This is a genomic window from Methylibium sp. Root1272 (assembly GCF_001425905.1).
Taxonomy (GTDB): domain Bacteria; phylum Pseudomonadota; class Gammaproteobacteria; order Burkholderiales; family Burkholderiaceae_C; genus Methylibium.
In genome coordinates, this window is sequence record NZ_LMDY01000003.1 from 101790 (window position 1) to 116884 (window position 15095).

Below are 15095 nucleotides of genomic sequence, written 5' to 3' on the forward strand. Positions count from 1 at the left end.
GGACGGTGCACGGTGTCAGGCAAGATGTACATTAAACATGTCAACTTAATGTGTCAATCAATGTAGACACATCAGGTCGACGCGTCAACAGACCTTGCTCGGAGGACCACGATGCAAAGCGAGCGGGTGGTGGTGGTCGGCGCCGGCATCGGCGGCCTGGCCTGCGCGCTGGAGCTGGCGCACCAGGGGCTCGAGGTCGTCGTCGTCGAGCGCGGCCCGGCGCCCGGCGGCAAGATGCGCGAGGTGGGCGAGCACGGCGCCCGCATGGATGCCGGGCCGACGGTCTTCACGATGCGCTGGGTGTTCGAGGAATTGCTCGACCGCGTGGGCGAGCGCCTGGCCGATCACCTGACGCTGCGTCCGCTGACAGTGCTGGCCCGCCACGCCTGGAACGCCGACGAGCAGTTCGACCTGTACGCCGATGTCGAGCGCTCGGCCGAGGCGATCGGCCGCTTCGCCGGCGCCGCCGAGGCCCGGGCCTACCGCGCGTTCTGCACGCGGGCGCGCCGCGTCTATGCCGCGCTGGAAGGGCCGTTTCTGCGCGGCAGCCGGCCGACGCCCTGGGGCCTGGTGGCACGCGCCGGGCTGCGCGGGCTGCCAGAGCTGGCGCGCATCTCGCCGTTCTCCACCTTGTGGGACGCGCTCGGCGATCACTTCCGCGACCCACGCCTGCGGCAGCTGTTCGGCCGCTACGCCACCTACTGCGGCGCGTCGCCCTTTCTCGCGCCGGCCACGCTGATGCTGGTGGCCCATGTCGAGCAGGACGGCGTGTGGAGCGTCGATGGCGGCATGCACCGCGTCGCAGTGGCCCTCGCCGGGCTGGCCCAACGCCGCGGCGCGCGCTTCCACTACGACGCCTCGGTGTCGGATCTACTGATCCGCGACGGACGGGCCTGCGGCGTGCGGCTCGCCGACGGCCGGCAGATCGACGCCACGGCGGTGGTGTTCAACGGCGACCCCGGCGCGCTCGCGGCCGGCCACCTGGGCGACGACGCAATGCGCGCGGTGCGGCCGCCGACGGCGTCGGCGCGCTCGCTGTCGGCGCTGACCTGGAACCTCGTGGCGCGGACGCGGGGCTTTCCGCTGCATCGCCACACCGTGTTCTTTTCCGGTGACTACCGCGCCGAGTTCGACGACCTGTTCACCCACGCACGCCTGCCGGCTTCACCGACGGTCTACGTGTGCGCGCAGGACCGCGGCGATGCCGATACCGACGTGGCCGGCGAGCGCGGCGCCGAACGCCTGCTGTGCCTCGTCAACGCCCCACCCACGGCCGACCGGCGGCCCCTCACCGCCCAGGAGATCACGCGATGCGAACAGAAGAGCTTCGAGACGCTGGCGCGCTGCGGACTTCACGTGGAGCCGAACCCGCTGCAGCCCGTGACGACGACGCCGAGCGACTTCGAGCGCCTGTTCCCGGGGACCGGCGGCGCGCTCTATGGCCCGGCCTCCCACGGGTGGAGGGCCTCGTTCACGCGACCCGGGTCGCGCAGCCGGATGCCGGGCCTCTATCTCGCGGGAGGCGGCACGCACCCGGGGCCGGGCGTGCCGATGGCGGCGCTGTCGGGCCGGCTGGCGGCGGCGAGCGTGCTGCAGGACCACGCGGCGGTCCGCGGTTCGACGGCGTGGTCCCGCCCGGCGGCTATGCCTGGTGGTATGTCGACGCGCTGAGCGACGACGGTGAACACGGTCTCACGCTGATCGGCTTCATCGGCAGCGTGTTCTCGCCCTACTACGCCTGGGCGCGGCGGCGTGCGCCCGGAGGCGCGGCCGATGCACAGCAGCACTGCGCGATGAACGTCGCGCTCTATGGCGCGGCCGGCAAGCGCTGGGCGATGACCGAGCGCGGCCGCGGCCAGCTCGAGCGCGATCGAGCCTCGCTGCAGATCGGCCCGAGCGCGATGACCTGGCGCGACGACACGCTGACGATCCGTCTCGACGAGGTCTGCGCGCCCTTCCTGTCGCGCATCCGCGGCCAGGTGCGCGTGCACCCCTCCGCGCTGACGGACGCCGTGCACGTACTCGATGCGGCCGGCCACCACCGCTGGGGGCCGATCGCTCCGCGCGCGCGCGTCGAGGTCGAGCTCAGCCACCCCGCGCTGCGCTGGAGCGGCACCGGCTACCTCGACCACAACGCCGGCGAGCGTCCGCTCGAGCAGGACTTCAACCGCTGGGACTGGTGCCGCGCCACGCTGGCCGATGGGCGCACCACGGTGCTGTACGACGTGGCACGCAGCGACGGATCACCGCACGCGCTGGCGCTGCAGTTCAGCCCCACGGGCGAAGCGTTGCCCTCCTTCACCTTGCCGCCGCCGGCGCCGCTGCCGGCCACCCGGCTGTGGCGCATCGCGCGCGGCACGCACAGCGACACGCCGGCCACCGTCCGCGTCGTGAAGACCCTGGAGGACACGCCGTTCTACGCCCGCTCGCTGCTCGACACGCACCTGCTCGGCCAGGCCGCGGTCGCGGTGCACGAGAGCCTGTCGCTAGCCCGGTTCCGCAGCGGCTGGGTGCAGGCGATGCTGCCGTTCCGCATGCCGCGCACCCGCCGCTGAAGTCGGCCGACTCGCTCAGGGCGGTGGCTTGCGCGGGGCGCCGGGGTCGGGCGCCGCATCGTCGTTCGCCGCCTGCTCGGCCTGCCGGCGCCGGTCACGCGCCAGCGAACGGCGCACCGAGACGAGCTGCCACACGCCGAAGCCGAGCACGCCGCCGAACACGAGCAGCCCCTCGAGCAGGCCGAGCGTCGCACCATCCACGTCAATGCGGTGCTGGGCCGCAGGACGACTGCCCGTACTGCAGTTGCTCGCGGCGCTCCAGGCGCTCGAACAGGTCGATCAGCCACACCACACGCGCCTCGACGCCCCCGGTCGGCGAGGTCGCCACCCGCGACGCCGACGCGGCCGCGACGTCGCGCGGGACCACGGCCTCGACGAGAAAGCGAGTCGCGTCCAGCGGCGGCGGCGGCGATGCGGCACGCGACGGCCACAGCCGCAGCACCGCCTGCAGCAGCAGCCAGGCCTTGCGCGACGGCGCCACCGTGGCCCGCGCGGCCACCGAGTCCAGCCCGCGACGCGCCACCTCGAGGCCGATGTCACGGTACAGGAAGCGCGCCGCGTTGATGCCGGGGCGGCAGGACATCGGCAGTTGCGCCACGCCGGCGTCGACACGGCGGTACAGCGCCTCGGCGGCGTCCAGCAGACGGCGCACCACCGCGCCGAGTGCAGGCGTGAAGCGCGGCTCGGCCAGCCAGGCGTCGGGATCGATGCCGGCCTCGCGCAGCCACTGGCGCGGCAGGTAGAGCCGGCCCATGCGGGCGTCCTCGCCGACGTCGCGGGCGATGTTGGACAGCTGCATCGCCACGCCCAGGTCGCAGGCGCGCGCCACGCCCTCGGTCGAGCGCACGCCCATCAGCACGGCCATCATCGCGCCCACCGTCCCGGCCACGCGGGCCGCGTAGTCCTGCAGTTCGTCGAGCGTTTCGTAGCTTCGGCCCCGAGCGTCCCACTCGAAGCCCTCGATCAGGCCTTCCGGCAGCGCGCGCGGCACGTCGAAGCGGGCCACCACAGCGGCCAGCGCGCGGTCGGCCGGCAGGGCTCGCGGCGTACCGGCGTAGGCGCGCGCGAGGCGGTCGCGCAAGTCAGCCACCGCGTCGGCCGGGCCGCCCTCGAGATCGACCGCGTCGTCCGCCAGCCGGCAGAAGGCATAGAGCGCCGAGGCCGGATCGCGCAGCGAGCGCGGCAGCAGCAGCGAGGCCGCGAAGAAGCTGCGCGAGCCGTGACGCAGCAGACCGCGGCAGGCCGCGATGTCGGCTGCCGCCGCAGCATCGGGCGCGGGCGGCGAGGCCTCAGGCCGGGAGGGCAGAGAGCGTGTCGGAAAGGGCATCTGCATGGGGCACCACCGTGTCGAGGACGCGGGCCGAGGACAGGACGCCGGGCAGACCGGCGCCGGGATGGGTACCGGCTCCCACCAGGTAGAGCCGGTCGATCTCTTCGCTGCGGTTGTGCGGGCGGAACCAGGCGCTCTGGCTCAGCACCGGCTCCAGGCCGAAAGCCGCGCCTCGGAAGGACGACAGGCGGTCCTGGAAGTCCTGCGGCGTCAGCAGTCGCGAGGTGACGACCTGCTGCGACAGGCCCGGCAGCAGCGTGGCCTCCAGGCGTTGCTCGATCGCCCGCCGGTAGGGCTCGGCCTGGCGGGCCCAGTCGGTGCCGCTCTGCAGGTGGGGCACCGGCGACAGCACGTAGAAGGCGTCGCAGCCCGGCGGCGCGAGCGAGGGGTCGGTCGCCGTGGGCCGGTGCAGGTAGAGGCTGAAGTCCTCGGCCAGCAGCTTGCGGTCGAAGATGTCGCCCAGCAGCTCGCGGTAGCGCGGTCCGAGGGCGATGGTGTGGTGCGCGACGTCGGGGTACCGGCGGCGCGTGCCGAAGTACCAGACGAACAGGCTCATCGAGTAGCGCGCCTTCTCGATGCGCCGGTCGGTCCAGCGGCGGCGGTGCTCCGGCGCCAGCAGGTGGCGGTAGGTCCAGGCCGAATCGGCGTTCGACACCACCACGTCGGCGGCGATCTCCTGGCCGCTCGCAAGGCGCACACCGCAGGCGCGCTTGCGCTGCACCATGATTTCGGTCACCGCCTGGTTGCAGCGCACGCTGCCGCCCTGCCCTTCGATCAGGCCCACCAGGCCCTGCACCAGGCTGCCGGTGCCGCCCATCGCGAAGTGCACGCCGAAGCGCCGCTCGAGGAAGGCGATCAGGCAGTAGATCGAGGTGGTGGCGAAGGGATTGCCGCCCACCAGCAGCGACTGGAAGGTCAGCACCACGCGCAGCCGCTCGTCCTGCACATGCTTGCAGGCCAGCGCATAGACCGAGCGGTAGCCCTCCAGCTTCAGCAGTTCGGGCAGCACGCGCGCCATGTCGGTCCAGCTGTCGAAGGGCACGTGGCCCAGTTGCTCGAAGCCGACCTTGTAGATCGCCTCGCTGGCGGCGAGGAAGCGCTCATAGCCGGCCACGTCGCCCGGCGAGAAGCGGGCGATCTCGGCGCGCATCGCCGCGGCATCGCCGCTGTAGTCGAAGCTCGCGCCATCGTCGAAGCGGATGCGATAGAACGGCGAAACCGGTCGCAGGTCGATGTCGTCGGCGAGGCGTCGGCCGCACAGGCTCCACAGCTCCTCGAGCAGGAAGGGCGCGGTGATCACCGTCGGCCCGGCATCGAAGGTGAAGCCATCCTGGCGGTGCACATAGGCCCGGCCGCCGGGCGCATCGAGCTTCTCGAGCACGCTGACCCGGTAGCCCCGCGCGCCCAGCCGCACCGCCGCGGCCAGGCCACCGAATCCGCTGCCGATGACGACGGCATGCGGCTGGGCCCGGGGCCCGCGCCGTGCCGACAGCGGCAGGGTGCCGGGCAGCGGAAGTGTCAACATTCTCCAATAGTATGAGTGTCATGTTTATCTGACAACCCCGGCGCTTCCCTGCCGCCGCTCGACCTGATCGACATGCGGCGCCCGCCATCGGCGACGGGCGTCCGCGGCCTCAACCGTCCCGGCGAAGGATGCGCTGCTCGCGCGCGACCCGCAGCACCAGCTCGGCCACCTCCGCGGGCCGCTCCTCGTGCGCCAGATGCCCGAGCCCGGGCAGGTCGATGCGCTGCGCCGAAGGCAGCAGCGCCTGCACACGCCGCGCGTGATCGGGCGAGATCGTGCGGTCGTTGCCGGCGGCCACCAGCGTCAGCGCGGGCCGCAGCCGGGGCAGATCCAGCTGCATCGGCTTGAGATCCCAGTGCGCCATCATGCCCAGCGCGGCAGCGGCATGCCCCGGGCTACGCACCAGCCGGCCGTAGAGCGCCAGGCCCTCGGCATCGAGCGTCGAGCCGGTGCCGTCGATCAGACCCTGGACGACCGCGGCGTCGCCGGCGCGCCAGGCGAAGAGCTGCGGCACCAGCGGCGTCATCGCCATCAGCTTGGCCGCTGGCGAGAACAGTTGGCCTGCCAACCCGCCCAGCGGCAGGAAAGCGCCGTTCAGGCTGATCAGCGCGGCCGGTGCCATGTGCCCATCGAGGCACATGCGGGCCGCGATCGCAGCGCCCGCCGAATGGCCGATCGCGAGCCGCGGCGAGCTGTCGAGCACCGCCAGCAAGGCGCCGACCGCCTGCGCCATGCCCGGCAGCGACAGCTGCCACGCCGGCGGCATGTCGGCGAAGCCGTGCCCCGGCAGGTCGCAGCTCAGCACGCTGAAGTCCTCGGCCAGCAGGGGCGCCAGGCCGCGCCAGGAGTGGGTGGACGAGCCGGTGCCATGGAGCAGCAGCAAGGCGGGCCGCCGCGCCGCGCCGAAGTGCTGCACGTGCCAGCGCAGCCCGCCGGCCTGGACGAAACGGCTCGCCGCGCGGTGCGGCCAGTCGAGGCCGTCTCGCTCCCAGACCAGGCGGTCCCCGCCCACCGCGCCGTCCGTCAGCGTGGCGCCGTCGGCGCCGTGGCGAGCCGTACCGCCTGCGACAGCTCGGCCGCGCCCGCATGCGGCAGCGGCAGGTAGGCGGCGCCCATCTGGGCGGCGAGCTGGCGCGCCGTGGCCTGCGGCTGCGGCGATGTGTCGAGCAGCAGTGCCGTGACGCCGGCGGCCTGCAGTTGCCGCGCCGCGGCCAGCGCGTCCTCGCCGGCGCGTGTGCGGCCGGGTTCACCGTCGCGCGCGATGTTGGCGCGGCCATCGGTCAGCAGTACGACGACCGGCGTCTCGCCACGCCGGCGCACCGCCTCGGCCAATGCCAGCGCCGCATCGATGCCGGCCGCCAGCGGCGTGCCGCCACCGCCCGGCAGGCCAGCCAGACTGCGCTTGGCGCGTACCAGCGAGCGCGTCGGCGGCAGCAGCAACTCGGCCGTCTTGCCCCGGAAGGCCAGCACCGCCACGTTGTCGCGGCGCACGTAGCAGTCGGCCAGCAGCAGTTCGACCGCGCCCTTGGCCTCGGCCAGCCGGTGCAGCGCCGCGGAGCCGGAGGCGTCGACGGCGAAGATGGTGGTGGTCTCGCTGCGCTGCGTGAAGCGCGTGACGTGGAAATCCTCGCGCCGCACCTGGATGCGCGCGCCGCCGCCACCGGGGCTGGCTTGCCGCAGCCGCTGCCACGGCGCCGCCGCGCGCAGCGTTTCGATCACGTTCAGGCGCGCGCCGGTGCGTGGCTCACCACGCCGCGCGCCGACCGGCCGGCCGCGCAGCCCGCTCTGCTGCAGCGCACCGGCGCGGCCGGCGCCCTTGGCGCGCAGCCGGGCGGCCTGGCCGAGCGCGAGTGCCGCCAGCAGGCCGGGTGGCAGTGCCGCCCGCGCGGCCTCGAGCACGAGCTCGTCGAGGTCGGCAGGCCGGTCGTCCGCGTCGCCGTCCTGCTGTTCGGACGATGCCTCGGCATCGCCGTCGGCCGCTTCCGCAGGCTCGGGAGGCGGGGGGGCCTCGGTCGCCGCGGCCTCGTCCTGCTCTGGCGGCGACGTCGCCGGCAACTGGGTGGCGCGCGGGGCCAGCACGAGCCGCGCAGCGAGCGCCGCATCGCCTTCGCTCACGGTGCGGCGGCCGTCGAGCGCGGCGGCGGCACGCGCCACCCGCAGCGCCAGCACGGGCGCGCGCAGCGATGCGATGCCGAGCGCCAGCGCGGCCGCGCACAGGGCCTGCACGGTGTCGTCGTCGGCCTCGACCTGCGGCAGCAGCTCACGAGCCGCGAGCACGTCATCGCGCCGCCAGCGGCCTGCCGCCAGCGCCTCGTTGCGCGCGCTCGCCGCGTCGAGCGCCACGTGGAAGGCCAGCCGATCCAGCAGTGCCGAGGGCACCCGCTCGTCGGCGTCCATGCTTTCGTCCAGCGCCACGATGCCCAGCCGCGCGGGGAGACGGCGCGCGAGACCTTCGCGCTCCATCGCGACCACCTGGGTGTCGAGCACCGCCGCCAGCCGCGCGGCGCCGGCCACACCCAGCCGCTCGGCCATGGCCAGCAGCACCACGCCGCCGTCGGCCTCGGCGAGCACGCCGCGTTGCGCGACGGGCCGCCCGGCCTGCAGCGTGGCGGCCAGGTCGAGGCCGCCGAGCAGGCGCTCGTCACCGATGTGCAGCGGCACGCGGCGCAGCGGCGCAGCGGCCGGCAGCAGATCGCGCAGCAGGGCCAGCCAGCGTTCGCGCGCGCCGCCCGCCAGCGAACGCAGCGACACGCCGGCCGTGCCGACCGGATCGACCGCGAACAGCGCCGCAACGTGGGCCACCTCGGCCCAGCGCTCGAGCGCTGCGGGGTCCGAATCGTTCACGGCCCGAACAGCTCCGCGACGGCGCGGTCGACTCGGACCGAGGAGCCGGCGTCGTCGAGCGGATTGCGGCGCAGCCGGTGTCGCAGCGCCGGCGGCGCGACGCGCTTCAGGTGCGCATCGGCCACCTCGGCATCGCCCTGCAGCGCGGCCAGCGCGCGCGCCGCGCGGATCAGCGTGAGCTCGCCGCGCAGGCCATCGGTGCCGAGCGCCATGCACAGCTGCGCGGCACGCTCGAGCATCGCATCGGGCACGCGCACGCCGTCGAGCCGCGAGCGCCCGGCCACGAGCCGCCGGCGCGTGCGCTCGTCCTCCTTCTTCCACCGCTCGGTGAAGGCGTGGGGGTCGCGCTCGAAGGCGTCGCGGCGCCGCACGACCTCGACGCGCTCGGCCAGCACCTCGGGCGTCCGGACCTCGACCGACAAGCCGAACCGGTCGAGCAACTGCGGCCTCAGTTCGCCCTCTTCCGGGTTGCCGCTGCCGACCAGCACGAAGCGCGCCGGGTGGCGCACGCTCAGGCCTTCGCGTTCGACGACGTTCTCGCCGGAGGCCGCCACGTCGATCAGCAGATCGACGAGGTGGTCCTCGAGCAGATTGACTTCGTCCACGTAGAGGAAACCGCGATTCGCTCGTGCCAGCAGGCCAGGCTCGAAGGCCTTGACGCCCTGCGACAGCGCGCGCTCCAGGTCCAGCGCGCCGACGACGCGGTCTTCGGTGGCGCCGAGCGGCAGGTCGACCACCGGCACCGGCACCAGGACGGACTTGCGCGCAGCCCCTGCCGCACGGCCCCGGGCCTCGCACGCCTCGCAGCCCGAGGCTGCCGCGGGATCGCATCCGTACGGACACCCCGCGACGACGCGCATCTTCGGCAGCAGGGCCGCGAGCGCGCGCACCGCGGTCGACTTGCCGGTGCCGCGATCACCGAACACCAGCACGCCACCGATGCGCCAGTCGACGGCGGCGAGCAGGATCGCCAGCTTCATCTCATCCTGACCCACGATCGCCGAGAAGGGGAACTGCACTGCCATGTCGTCGAACATCCGGGAGAGACGGAGCGTTCGACGGTAGCAGAAGGCGCGCTGCCGCGAACCTGCTGAAAGCGCGCAGCCGGGCGCGCTGCGATCCGGCGCTACACCGGCCTCAATCGAGGCTCCACACGCCCAGCGCGGCCTGCAACCGCTGCGCCTCGCGGATCGCATCGGCGCTCGACGCGGCGCTGGCGCGCGCCAGTTCGGCATTCTGGTGCGTGGTCGCGTCCAGCGTCTGCAGCCTCGCGTTGATGTGCTCGACGCCGGCACATTGCTCCTGCGCAGCGAGGCTGATCTGCGAGACCATCGCGCTGACCTCCTTCACCTGCTGCGCTACGCCGTTGATGCGCGTGCCGACCTGGGCCGCCAGCTTCTCGCCGGCACCGGTCTGCTGCTGGGATTCGTCGACCAGTTGCTTGATCTCCTTGGCCGCGGCGCCGCTGCGCTGCGCCAGCGTGCGCACCTCGCCGGCGATGATGTTGAACGTGCGCCCCTGCTCGCCGGCACGGCTCGCGGCGGCGGCGGCGTTGAGCGCCAGGATGCCTGTCTGCAGCGCGATCTCGTCGATGACGTGGCTGATCTCGCCGATGCGCCGGCTGCACACGGTGATGTCGTGCATGGCGGTGTGCATGGCGGCGGCAGCGGCGCAGGTCTGGTCGGCTTCGTCGGAGGCCCGGTGCGCCGACCGGCTCGCCTGGGTGGCCGCGTCGGTGTTGCGCTGGCTCAGCACGTCGATGTCGGCGGTGCTGCGCGTGACGGCTTGCACGTCGTCGGCCTGGCTCGCCGAGCGCTCAGCGAGGCGGCTCGCGCCGTCGGCCAGCTCGTCGACCACCGAGGCGACCTCGGCGGCGTGGAGCCGCGCGTCACCGAGCACAGCGGTCATCTTGGCCACCATCTGCCCGAGCGCGAGATTCAGTTCGAGCAGTTCGCCGGCGGTGCGCGTGTCGTCGAACTGTCGCGTGATGTCGCCGCCGGCGATGGCCATCGCGGCATCGAGCGACTGGCGCAGCGGCGCGACCACGCGCTGCAGGAAATACACCGCCACCGCGATCGATGCCATCAGTCCGATCGATCCGCCGACCAGCGCCCAGATGCGCCAGCCGCCGGTCAGTGCCATCGGCACGGACAGGGCGTCGGGCAGCAGAGCGCTCGCGAGCAGCACGCTGAACAGCACCGCGAGGATCGCGGCGGTGCCCTGCATGCGCCATTGCACAGGCAGATCCAGAGGATTCTTCACGGCCTTGACCAGTGCACGCCACCCGGTCTCGACGATGCGACCGGCGCGCAGCACGTAGTGCGCGCCAGCACCGGCCTGCCAAAGGCCGTAGACCTGCTCGGCCTGGCGGACCTCGGTCTCCTCGGGCGGGCACTGCACCGAGGTGAACCCGACGGTCTGACGGTCCTTGAACATCGGGATGATGTTGGCCTTGACCCAGAAGGCATCGCCGGAGCTGCTGCGGTTCTTGACAAGGCCCGTCCAGGGCCGCCCGGCATGGAGGGCCGCCCACATGTCCGCGAACACCTTCGGGGGCATGTCGGGATGCCGCACGATGCTGTGCGGAGCACCGAGCACCTGCTCCATCGCGAGGCCGCAGGTTCTCAGAAAGGCGGTGTTGGCGAAGCTGATCGTGCCCTGCAGGTCGGTGGTGGTGATCAGCGGCGCCTGCTGCGACCCCGACACGTTGCGGTCCGCGCCGCCCTGCTGGATGGGTATGTGGTTCACGCTGTCTCCGTCCGCGCCTTGCGCTGTTGTGAGGTGCACTACCCTGCCGCCAAGCGGGGCGGGCTGCGGTGGCAGCTCACGCAAGCTTCGAACCCGTCGGCGTCACGGTCAATGAGCAGAAAGAACGGCAAATCGACTTGCAGCTTGGCGCAGCGAGTGGTCAGTTGGATGCCAGCCAGCTCAGCGCTTGCGCGACTGATGGCCGGCCGGCCGGGTCGTCGACTCGACCGCTCTCTGCAGCTGGGCGTGAATGAGCCGCTGCCCATGTCCGGTCAGGAACTGCTCGAACGCCACCGCCACCTGCGGCAGTTGCCGCGACGCCAGGTGCATCACGAACCACTCGCGCTCGACGGGGTTGTTGTCCAGCGGCAGCAGTTGCAGCAGGCCGGCGTCGAGTTCGAGCCGGCAGGTGTGCAACGACAGGAAGGCTACGCCGAAGCCCGCGGCGCACATCTGCTTGATGGCCTCGTTGCTCGACAGCTCGGAGCCGATGCGCAACATGATGGCCTCGTCCTTGAACAGCCGCTCCAGCGTCGTGCGGGTGCCGGAGCCGCGCTCGCGCGCCAGCAGGTTGGCTCCCGACACGTCGGCCAGTGAGACGTCCCGCTGCGCCATCAACGGATGGCGCGGCGACGCAATGAAGGCCATCGGGTGCTTGGCAAAAGCGGTCGACACGGTCTTCAGTTCGCACGGCGGCCGGCCCATGATCACCAGGTCGACCTCCTGGGTGGCGAGCATGCGAGCGATCTCGTCGCGGTTGCCCACGCGCAGCTTGACCTTCACATTGGGATGCTCGTTCGCGAAGCTCACCAGCAGCGGCGGCAACAGGTACTCGGCGGTCGTCACCGCACCGACACGCAGGGTTCCCGAGAACACGCCGCGCAGCGTGGCCATCTCGTCGCCGACATCGCGCCACAGGTCGAGGATGCGGCCTGCATAGGACGCCATCAGGTCCCCTGCCTGCGTGAGCCGCACGCCGCGGCCCTCGCGCTGCAGCAGCGGCGTACCGGCCGATTCTTCCAGCAATTTGAGCTGGATCGAGACCGCGGGCTGGGTCAGATAGAGCTCACTCGCCGCGCGCGACACGCTGCCCAGCCGAGCCACGGCGTGGAAGGCCGAGAGCTGGCGCAGCGTGGCGTTCTTAAGCATTAGCAAGCACCAATATTTCACTAAACATAATTAATTTTTTTTAGTGAAATCACGTTTGTATATTCATGTTCATCAAAGGTTTGACGGGTCACTGCAAGGCCTGTGCCGCCAAGCCCTTGCATGCAGAACCGCCAACCAAACCGCTGTCGAGCAAGGAGAGTGCCGTGGGCAAGATGAACGAACCAACGCAGATCACTGACACCAAGAAGCGCTACGCCGCCGGGGTCCTGAAGTACGCCCAGATGGGCTACTGGAACGGCGACTACGTGCCGAAGGACACCGACATCCTGGCGCTGTTCCGCATCACGCCGCAGGACGGCGTCGACCCGATCGAGGCCGCCGCAGCGGTGGCCGGCGAGTCCAGCACCGCGACCTGGACCGTGGTGTGGACCGACCGTCTCACCGCCTGCGACATGTATCGCGCCAAGGCCTACAAGGTCGAGCCGGTGCCCAACAACCCCGGGCAGTACTTCTGCTACGTCGCCTACGACCTGAGCCTGTTCGAGGAAGGCTCGATCGCCAACGTCACCGCATCGATCATCGGCAACGTCTTCAGCTTCAAGCCGTTGAAGGCCGCGCGGCTCGAGGACATGAAGTTCCCGGTCTCGTATGTGAAGACCTTCGCCGGCCCGCCGACCGGCATCGTGGTCGAGCGCGAACGGCTCGACAAGTTCGGCCGTCCGCTGCTGGGTGCCACCACCAAGCCCAAGCTCGGCCTGTCGGGACGCAACTACGGCCGCGTGGTCTACGAGGGCCTCAAGGGCGGCCTCGACTTCATGAAGGACGACGAGAACATCAACTCGCAGCCCTTCATGCACTGGCGCGACCGCTTCCTCTTCGTGATGGACGCCGTGAACAAGGCGAGCGCGGCGACCGGCGAGGTCAAGGGCAGCTACCTGAACGTCACCGCCGGCACGATGGAGGAGATGTACCGCCGCGCGGAGTTCGCGAAGGAGCTCGGTTCGGTCATCATCATGATCGACCTGGTGATCGGCTACACCGCCATCCAGAGCATGAGCAACTGGTGTCGGCAGAACGACATGGTGCTGCACCTGCACCGTGCCGGCCACGGCACCTACACGCGGCAGAAGAACCACGGCGTGAGCTTCCGCGTGATCGCCAAGTGGATGCGCATGGCCGGCGTCGACCACATCCATGCCGGTACGGCCGTCGGCAAGCTCGAGGGCGACCCGATGACGGTGCAGGGCTACTACAACGTCTGCCGCGACACCCACACCAAGGTCGACCTGCCGCGCGGCATCTTCTTCGACCAGGACTGGGGCGCGCTGCGCAAGGTCATGCCGGTCGCCTCGGGCGGCATCCACGCCGGCCAGATGCATCAGCTGATCGACCTGTTCGGCGACGACGTGGTGCTGCAGTTCGGCGGCGGCACGATCGGCCACCCGCAGGGCATCCAGGCCGGCGCCACCGCCAACCGCGTCGCGCTCGAAGCCATGGTGCTGGCGCGCAACGAAGGTCGCGACATCAAGAACGAAGGCCCGCAGATCCTGCGCGATGCCGCCAAGAGCTGCACCCCACTGGCCGCCGCGCTCGATACCTGGGGTGACATCACCTTCAACTACACGTCCACCGACACGTCGGACTACGTGCCCACGCCGTCGGTCGCCTGAGCACGAACTTCCCGCACACCACGGAGCACCGCATGCGCATCACACAAGGCACCTTCTCCTTCCTGCCAGACCTGAGCGACGAGCAGATCAGCCGCCAGGTCAGCTATTGCCTCGACAAGGGCTGGGCCATCGGTCTCGAGTACACCGACGACCCTCATCCCCGCAACACCTACTGGGAGATGTTCGGCAACCCGATGTTCGACGTGCAGGACGCCGCCGGCGTGATGCTCGAAGTCACGAACTGCCGCAAGACCTTCCCGAACCATTACATCCGACTCACCGCGTTCGACTCCACGCACGGCACCGAGTCGGTGGTGCTGTCCTTCATCATCAACCGCCCCAACGAGGAGCCGGGCTTCCGCCTGATCCGTACCGAGGAGCCGGGCCGCACCTTGCGGTACAGCATCGAGAGCTACGCCGTCCAGGCCGCCCCGGAAGGCGCCCGCTACTGAACGCGCTGCGCATCGAGCTCGCTGCCATGGACGAGACCTCCTCTTCCGCCCCTTCCCCACGTGCGCTGTTCGAAGCCTCGGGCGTGCGCACGCTGCTCGAGCAGCTCGACGCCGAGCTGGTCGGCCTGGCGCCGGTCAAGGGGCGCATCCGCGACATCGCCGCGCTGCTGGTGATCGACAAGCTGCGGCAGCAGCAGGGGCTGCAATCGCAGCCCCCCTCGCTGCACATGTGCTTCACCGGCAACCCCGGCACCGGCAAGACCACGGTGGCGATGCGCATGGCCGCGGTGCTCAAGCAACTGGGCTAYGTGCGCAARGGCCAYCTSGTCGCGGTGACGCGCGACGACCTGGTGGGTCAATTCATCGGCCACACCGCACCCAAGACCAAGGAAGTGCTGAAGAAGGCGATGGGCGGCGTGCTGTTCATCGACGAGGCCTACTACCTCTACCGCCCCGAGAACGAGCGCGACTACGGCCATCGCTGGCTACAAGGACCGGATGGACACCTTCTTCGGCAGCAATCCGGGGATGGCCTCGCGCATCGCGCACCACATCGACTTCCCCGACTACAGCGAGTCGGAGCTCATGCAGATCGCGACGCTGATGCTGCAGGGTCTGAACTACCGCTTCGACGACGAGGCCGAGCCGGCCTTCGCGCGCTACGTCGGCCTGCGGCGTCAGCAGCCGCATTTCGCCAACGCCCGCTCGGTGCGCAATGCGCTCGACCGCATCCGGCTGCGCCACGCGACCCGCCTGTTCGACGACGACAGCGCGCTGACACGCGAGCAGCTCTGCACGCTGCAGGCGCAAGACATCCTGGCCAGCCGCGTGTTCGAAACATCCAGCCCCGCGGGAGACTGA

12 protein-coding genes and 1 pseudogene are annotated in these 15095 nt (G+C 71.2%); 5 read left to right on the plus strand and 8 right to left on the minus strand.

All coding sequences use genetic code 11. The annotated features are described in order from the left end of the window. Positions 1-111: 111 nt before the first annotated feature. Both crtD and ASC67_RS04575 read left to right on the plus strand, forming a co-directional pair. Complete coding sequence (gene crtD / locus ASC67_RS04570) at positions 112-1671, plus strand: 1-hydroxycarotenoid 3,4-desaturase CrtD (RefSeq protein WP_056315614.1); 1560 nt, start codon at positions 112-114, stop codon at positions 1669-1671. Continuing rightward, positions 1626-2555: a carotenoid 1,2-hydratase gene (locus ASC67_RS04575; RefSeq protein WP_056315619.1), complete on the plus strand. Its 930-nt coding sequence runs from the start codon at positions 1626-1628 to the stop codon at positions 2553-2555. Before crtD ends, ASC67_RS04575 begins: the two co-directional genes overlap by 46 nt. 15 nt (positions 2556-2570) lie before the next feature. On the opposite strand, the gene ASC67_RS04580 is transcribed toward ASC67_RS04575, so the two are convergent. The 8 genes from ASC67_RS04580 to ASC67_RS04615 form a co-directional block, all read right to left on the minus strand. Next, a complete protein-coding gene (locus ASC67_RS04580; RefSeq protein WP_056315625.1) occupies positions 2571-2756 on the minus strand; it encodes a hypothetical protein in 186 nt (61 codons plus the stop codon). A gap of 1 nt (position 2757) precedes the next feature. Continuing rightward, positions 2758-3888 carry a phytoene/squalene synthase family protein gene (locus ASC67_RS04585; protein ID WP_235566221.1) on the minus strand — a complete coding sequence of 377 codons (1131 nt, stop codon included), beginning with the start codon at positions 3886-3888 and terminating at the stop codon, positions 2758-2760. Further along, positions 3845-5410: a phytoene desaturase gene (locus ASC67_RS04590; RefSeq protein ID WP_056315629.1), complete on the minus strand. Its 1566-nt coding sequence runs from the start codon at positions 5408-5410 to the stop codon at positions 3845-3847. Before ASC67_RS04590 ends, ASC67_RS04585 begins: the two co-directional genes overlap by 44 nt. A 109-nt stretch (positions 5411-5519) precedes the next feature. Next, positions 5520-6422 carry an alpha/beta fold hydrolase BchO gene (gene bchO, locus ASC67_RS04595; protein WP_056315631.1) on the minus strand — a complete coding sequence of 301 codons (903 nt, stop codon included), beginning with the start codon at positions 6420-6422 and terminating at the stop codon, positions 5520-5522. An 11-nt stretch (positions 6423-6433) separates the two neighbouring features. Continuing rightward, positions 6434-8254 (minus strand): magnesium chelatase subunit D, encoded by a 1821-nt coding sequence (locus ASC67_RS04600; RefSeq protein WP_056315634.1) that lies wholly within the window; start codon positions 8252-8254, stop codon positions 6434-6436. Further along, positions 8251-9279: a magnesium chelatase ATPase subunit I gene (gene bchI, locus ASC67_RS20475; protein ID WP_056315790.1), complete on the minus strand. Its 1029-nt coding sequence runs from the start codon at positions 9277-9279 to the stop codon at positions 8251-8253. The genes ASC67_RS04600 and bchI overlap by 4 nt, the downstream gene beginning before the upstream one ends. Positions 9280-9391: 112 nt before the next feature. Next, complete coding sequence (locus ASC67_RS04610; protein WP_056315637.1) at positions 9392-11002, minus strand: methyl-accepting chemotaxis protein; 1611 nt, start codon at positions 11000-11002, stop codon at positions 9392-9394. 180 nt (positions 11003-11182) lie between these two features. Then, positions 11183-12151 carry a LysR family transcriptional regulator gene (locus tag ASC67_RS04615; protein ID WP_056315640.1) on the minus strand — a complete coding sequence of 323 codons (969 nt, stop codon included), beginning with the start codon at positions 12149-12151 and terminating at the stop codon, positions 11183-11185. Between the two features lie 164 nt (positions 12152-12315). Between ASC67_RS04615 and ASC67_RS04620 the strand changes: the two genes are divergently transcribed. The 3 genes and pseudogenes from ASC67_RS04620 (at position 12316) to ASC67_RS04630 (ending at position 15095) form a co-directional block, all read left to right on the plus strand. Continuing rightward, positions 12316-13782: a form I ribulose bisphosphate carboxylase large subunit gene (locus tag ASC67_RS04620; RefSeq protein WP_056315792.1), complete on the plus strand. Its 1467-nt coding sequence runs from the start codon at positions 12316-12318 to the stop codon at positions 13780-13782. A gap of 32 nt (positions 13783-13814) precedes the next feature. Then, a complete protein-coding gene (locus ASC67_RS04625; protein ID WP_056315643.1) occupies positions 13815-14234 on the plus strand; it encodes a ribulose bisphosphate carboxylase small subunit in 420 nt (139 codons plus the stop codon). Positions 14235-14260: 26 nt separating this feature from the next. Further along, positions 14261-15095: pseudogene (locus ASC67_RS04630) on the plus strand (AAA family ATPase).

Coding starts and splice junctions, on each gene's coding strand:
- crtD (WP_056315614.1), top strand. CDS start 112: ATGCAAAGCGAGCGGGTGGTGGTGGTCGGCGCCGGCATCGGCGGCCTG.
- ASC67_RS04585 (WP_235566221.1), bottom strand. CDS start 3,888: ATGCAGATGCCCTTTCCGACACGCTCTCTGCCCTCCCGGCCTGAGGCC.
- ASC67_RS04590 (WP_056315629.1), bottom strand. CDS start 5,410: ATGTTGACACTTCCGCTGCCCGGCACCCTGCCGCTGTCGGCACGGCGC.
- bchI (WP_056315790.1), bottom strand. CDS start 9,279: ATGGCAGTGCAGTTCCCCTTCTCGGCGATCGTGGGTCAGGATGAGATG.
- ASC67_RS04615 (WP_056315640.1), bottom strand. CDS start 12,151: ATGCTTAAGAACGCCACGCTGCGCCAGCTCTCGGCCTTCCACGCCGTG.
- ASC67_RS04625 (WP_056315643.1), top strand. CDS start 13,815: ATGCGCATCACACAAGGCACCTTCTCCTTCCTGCCAGACCTGAGCGAC.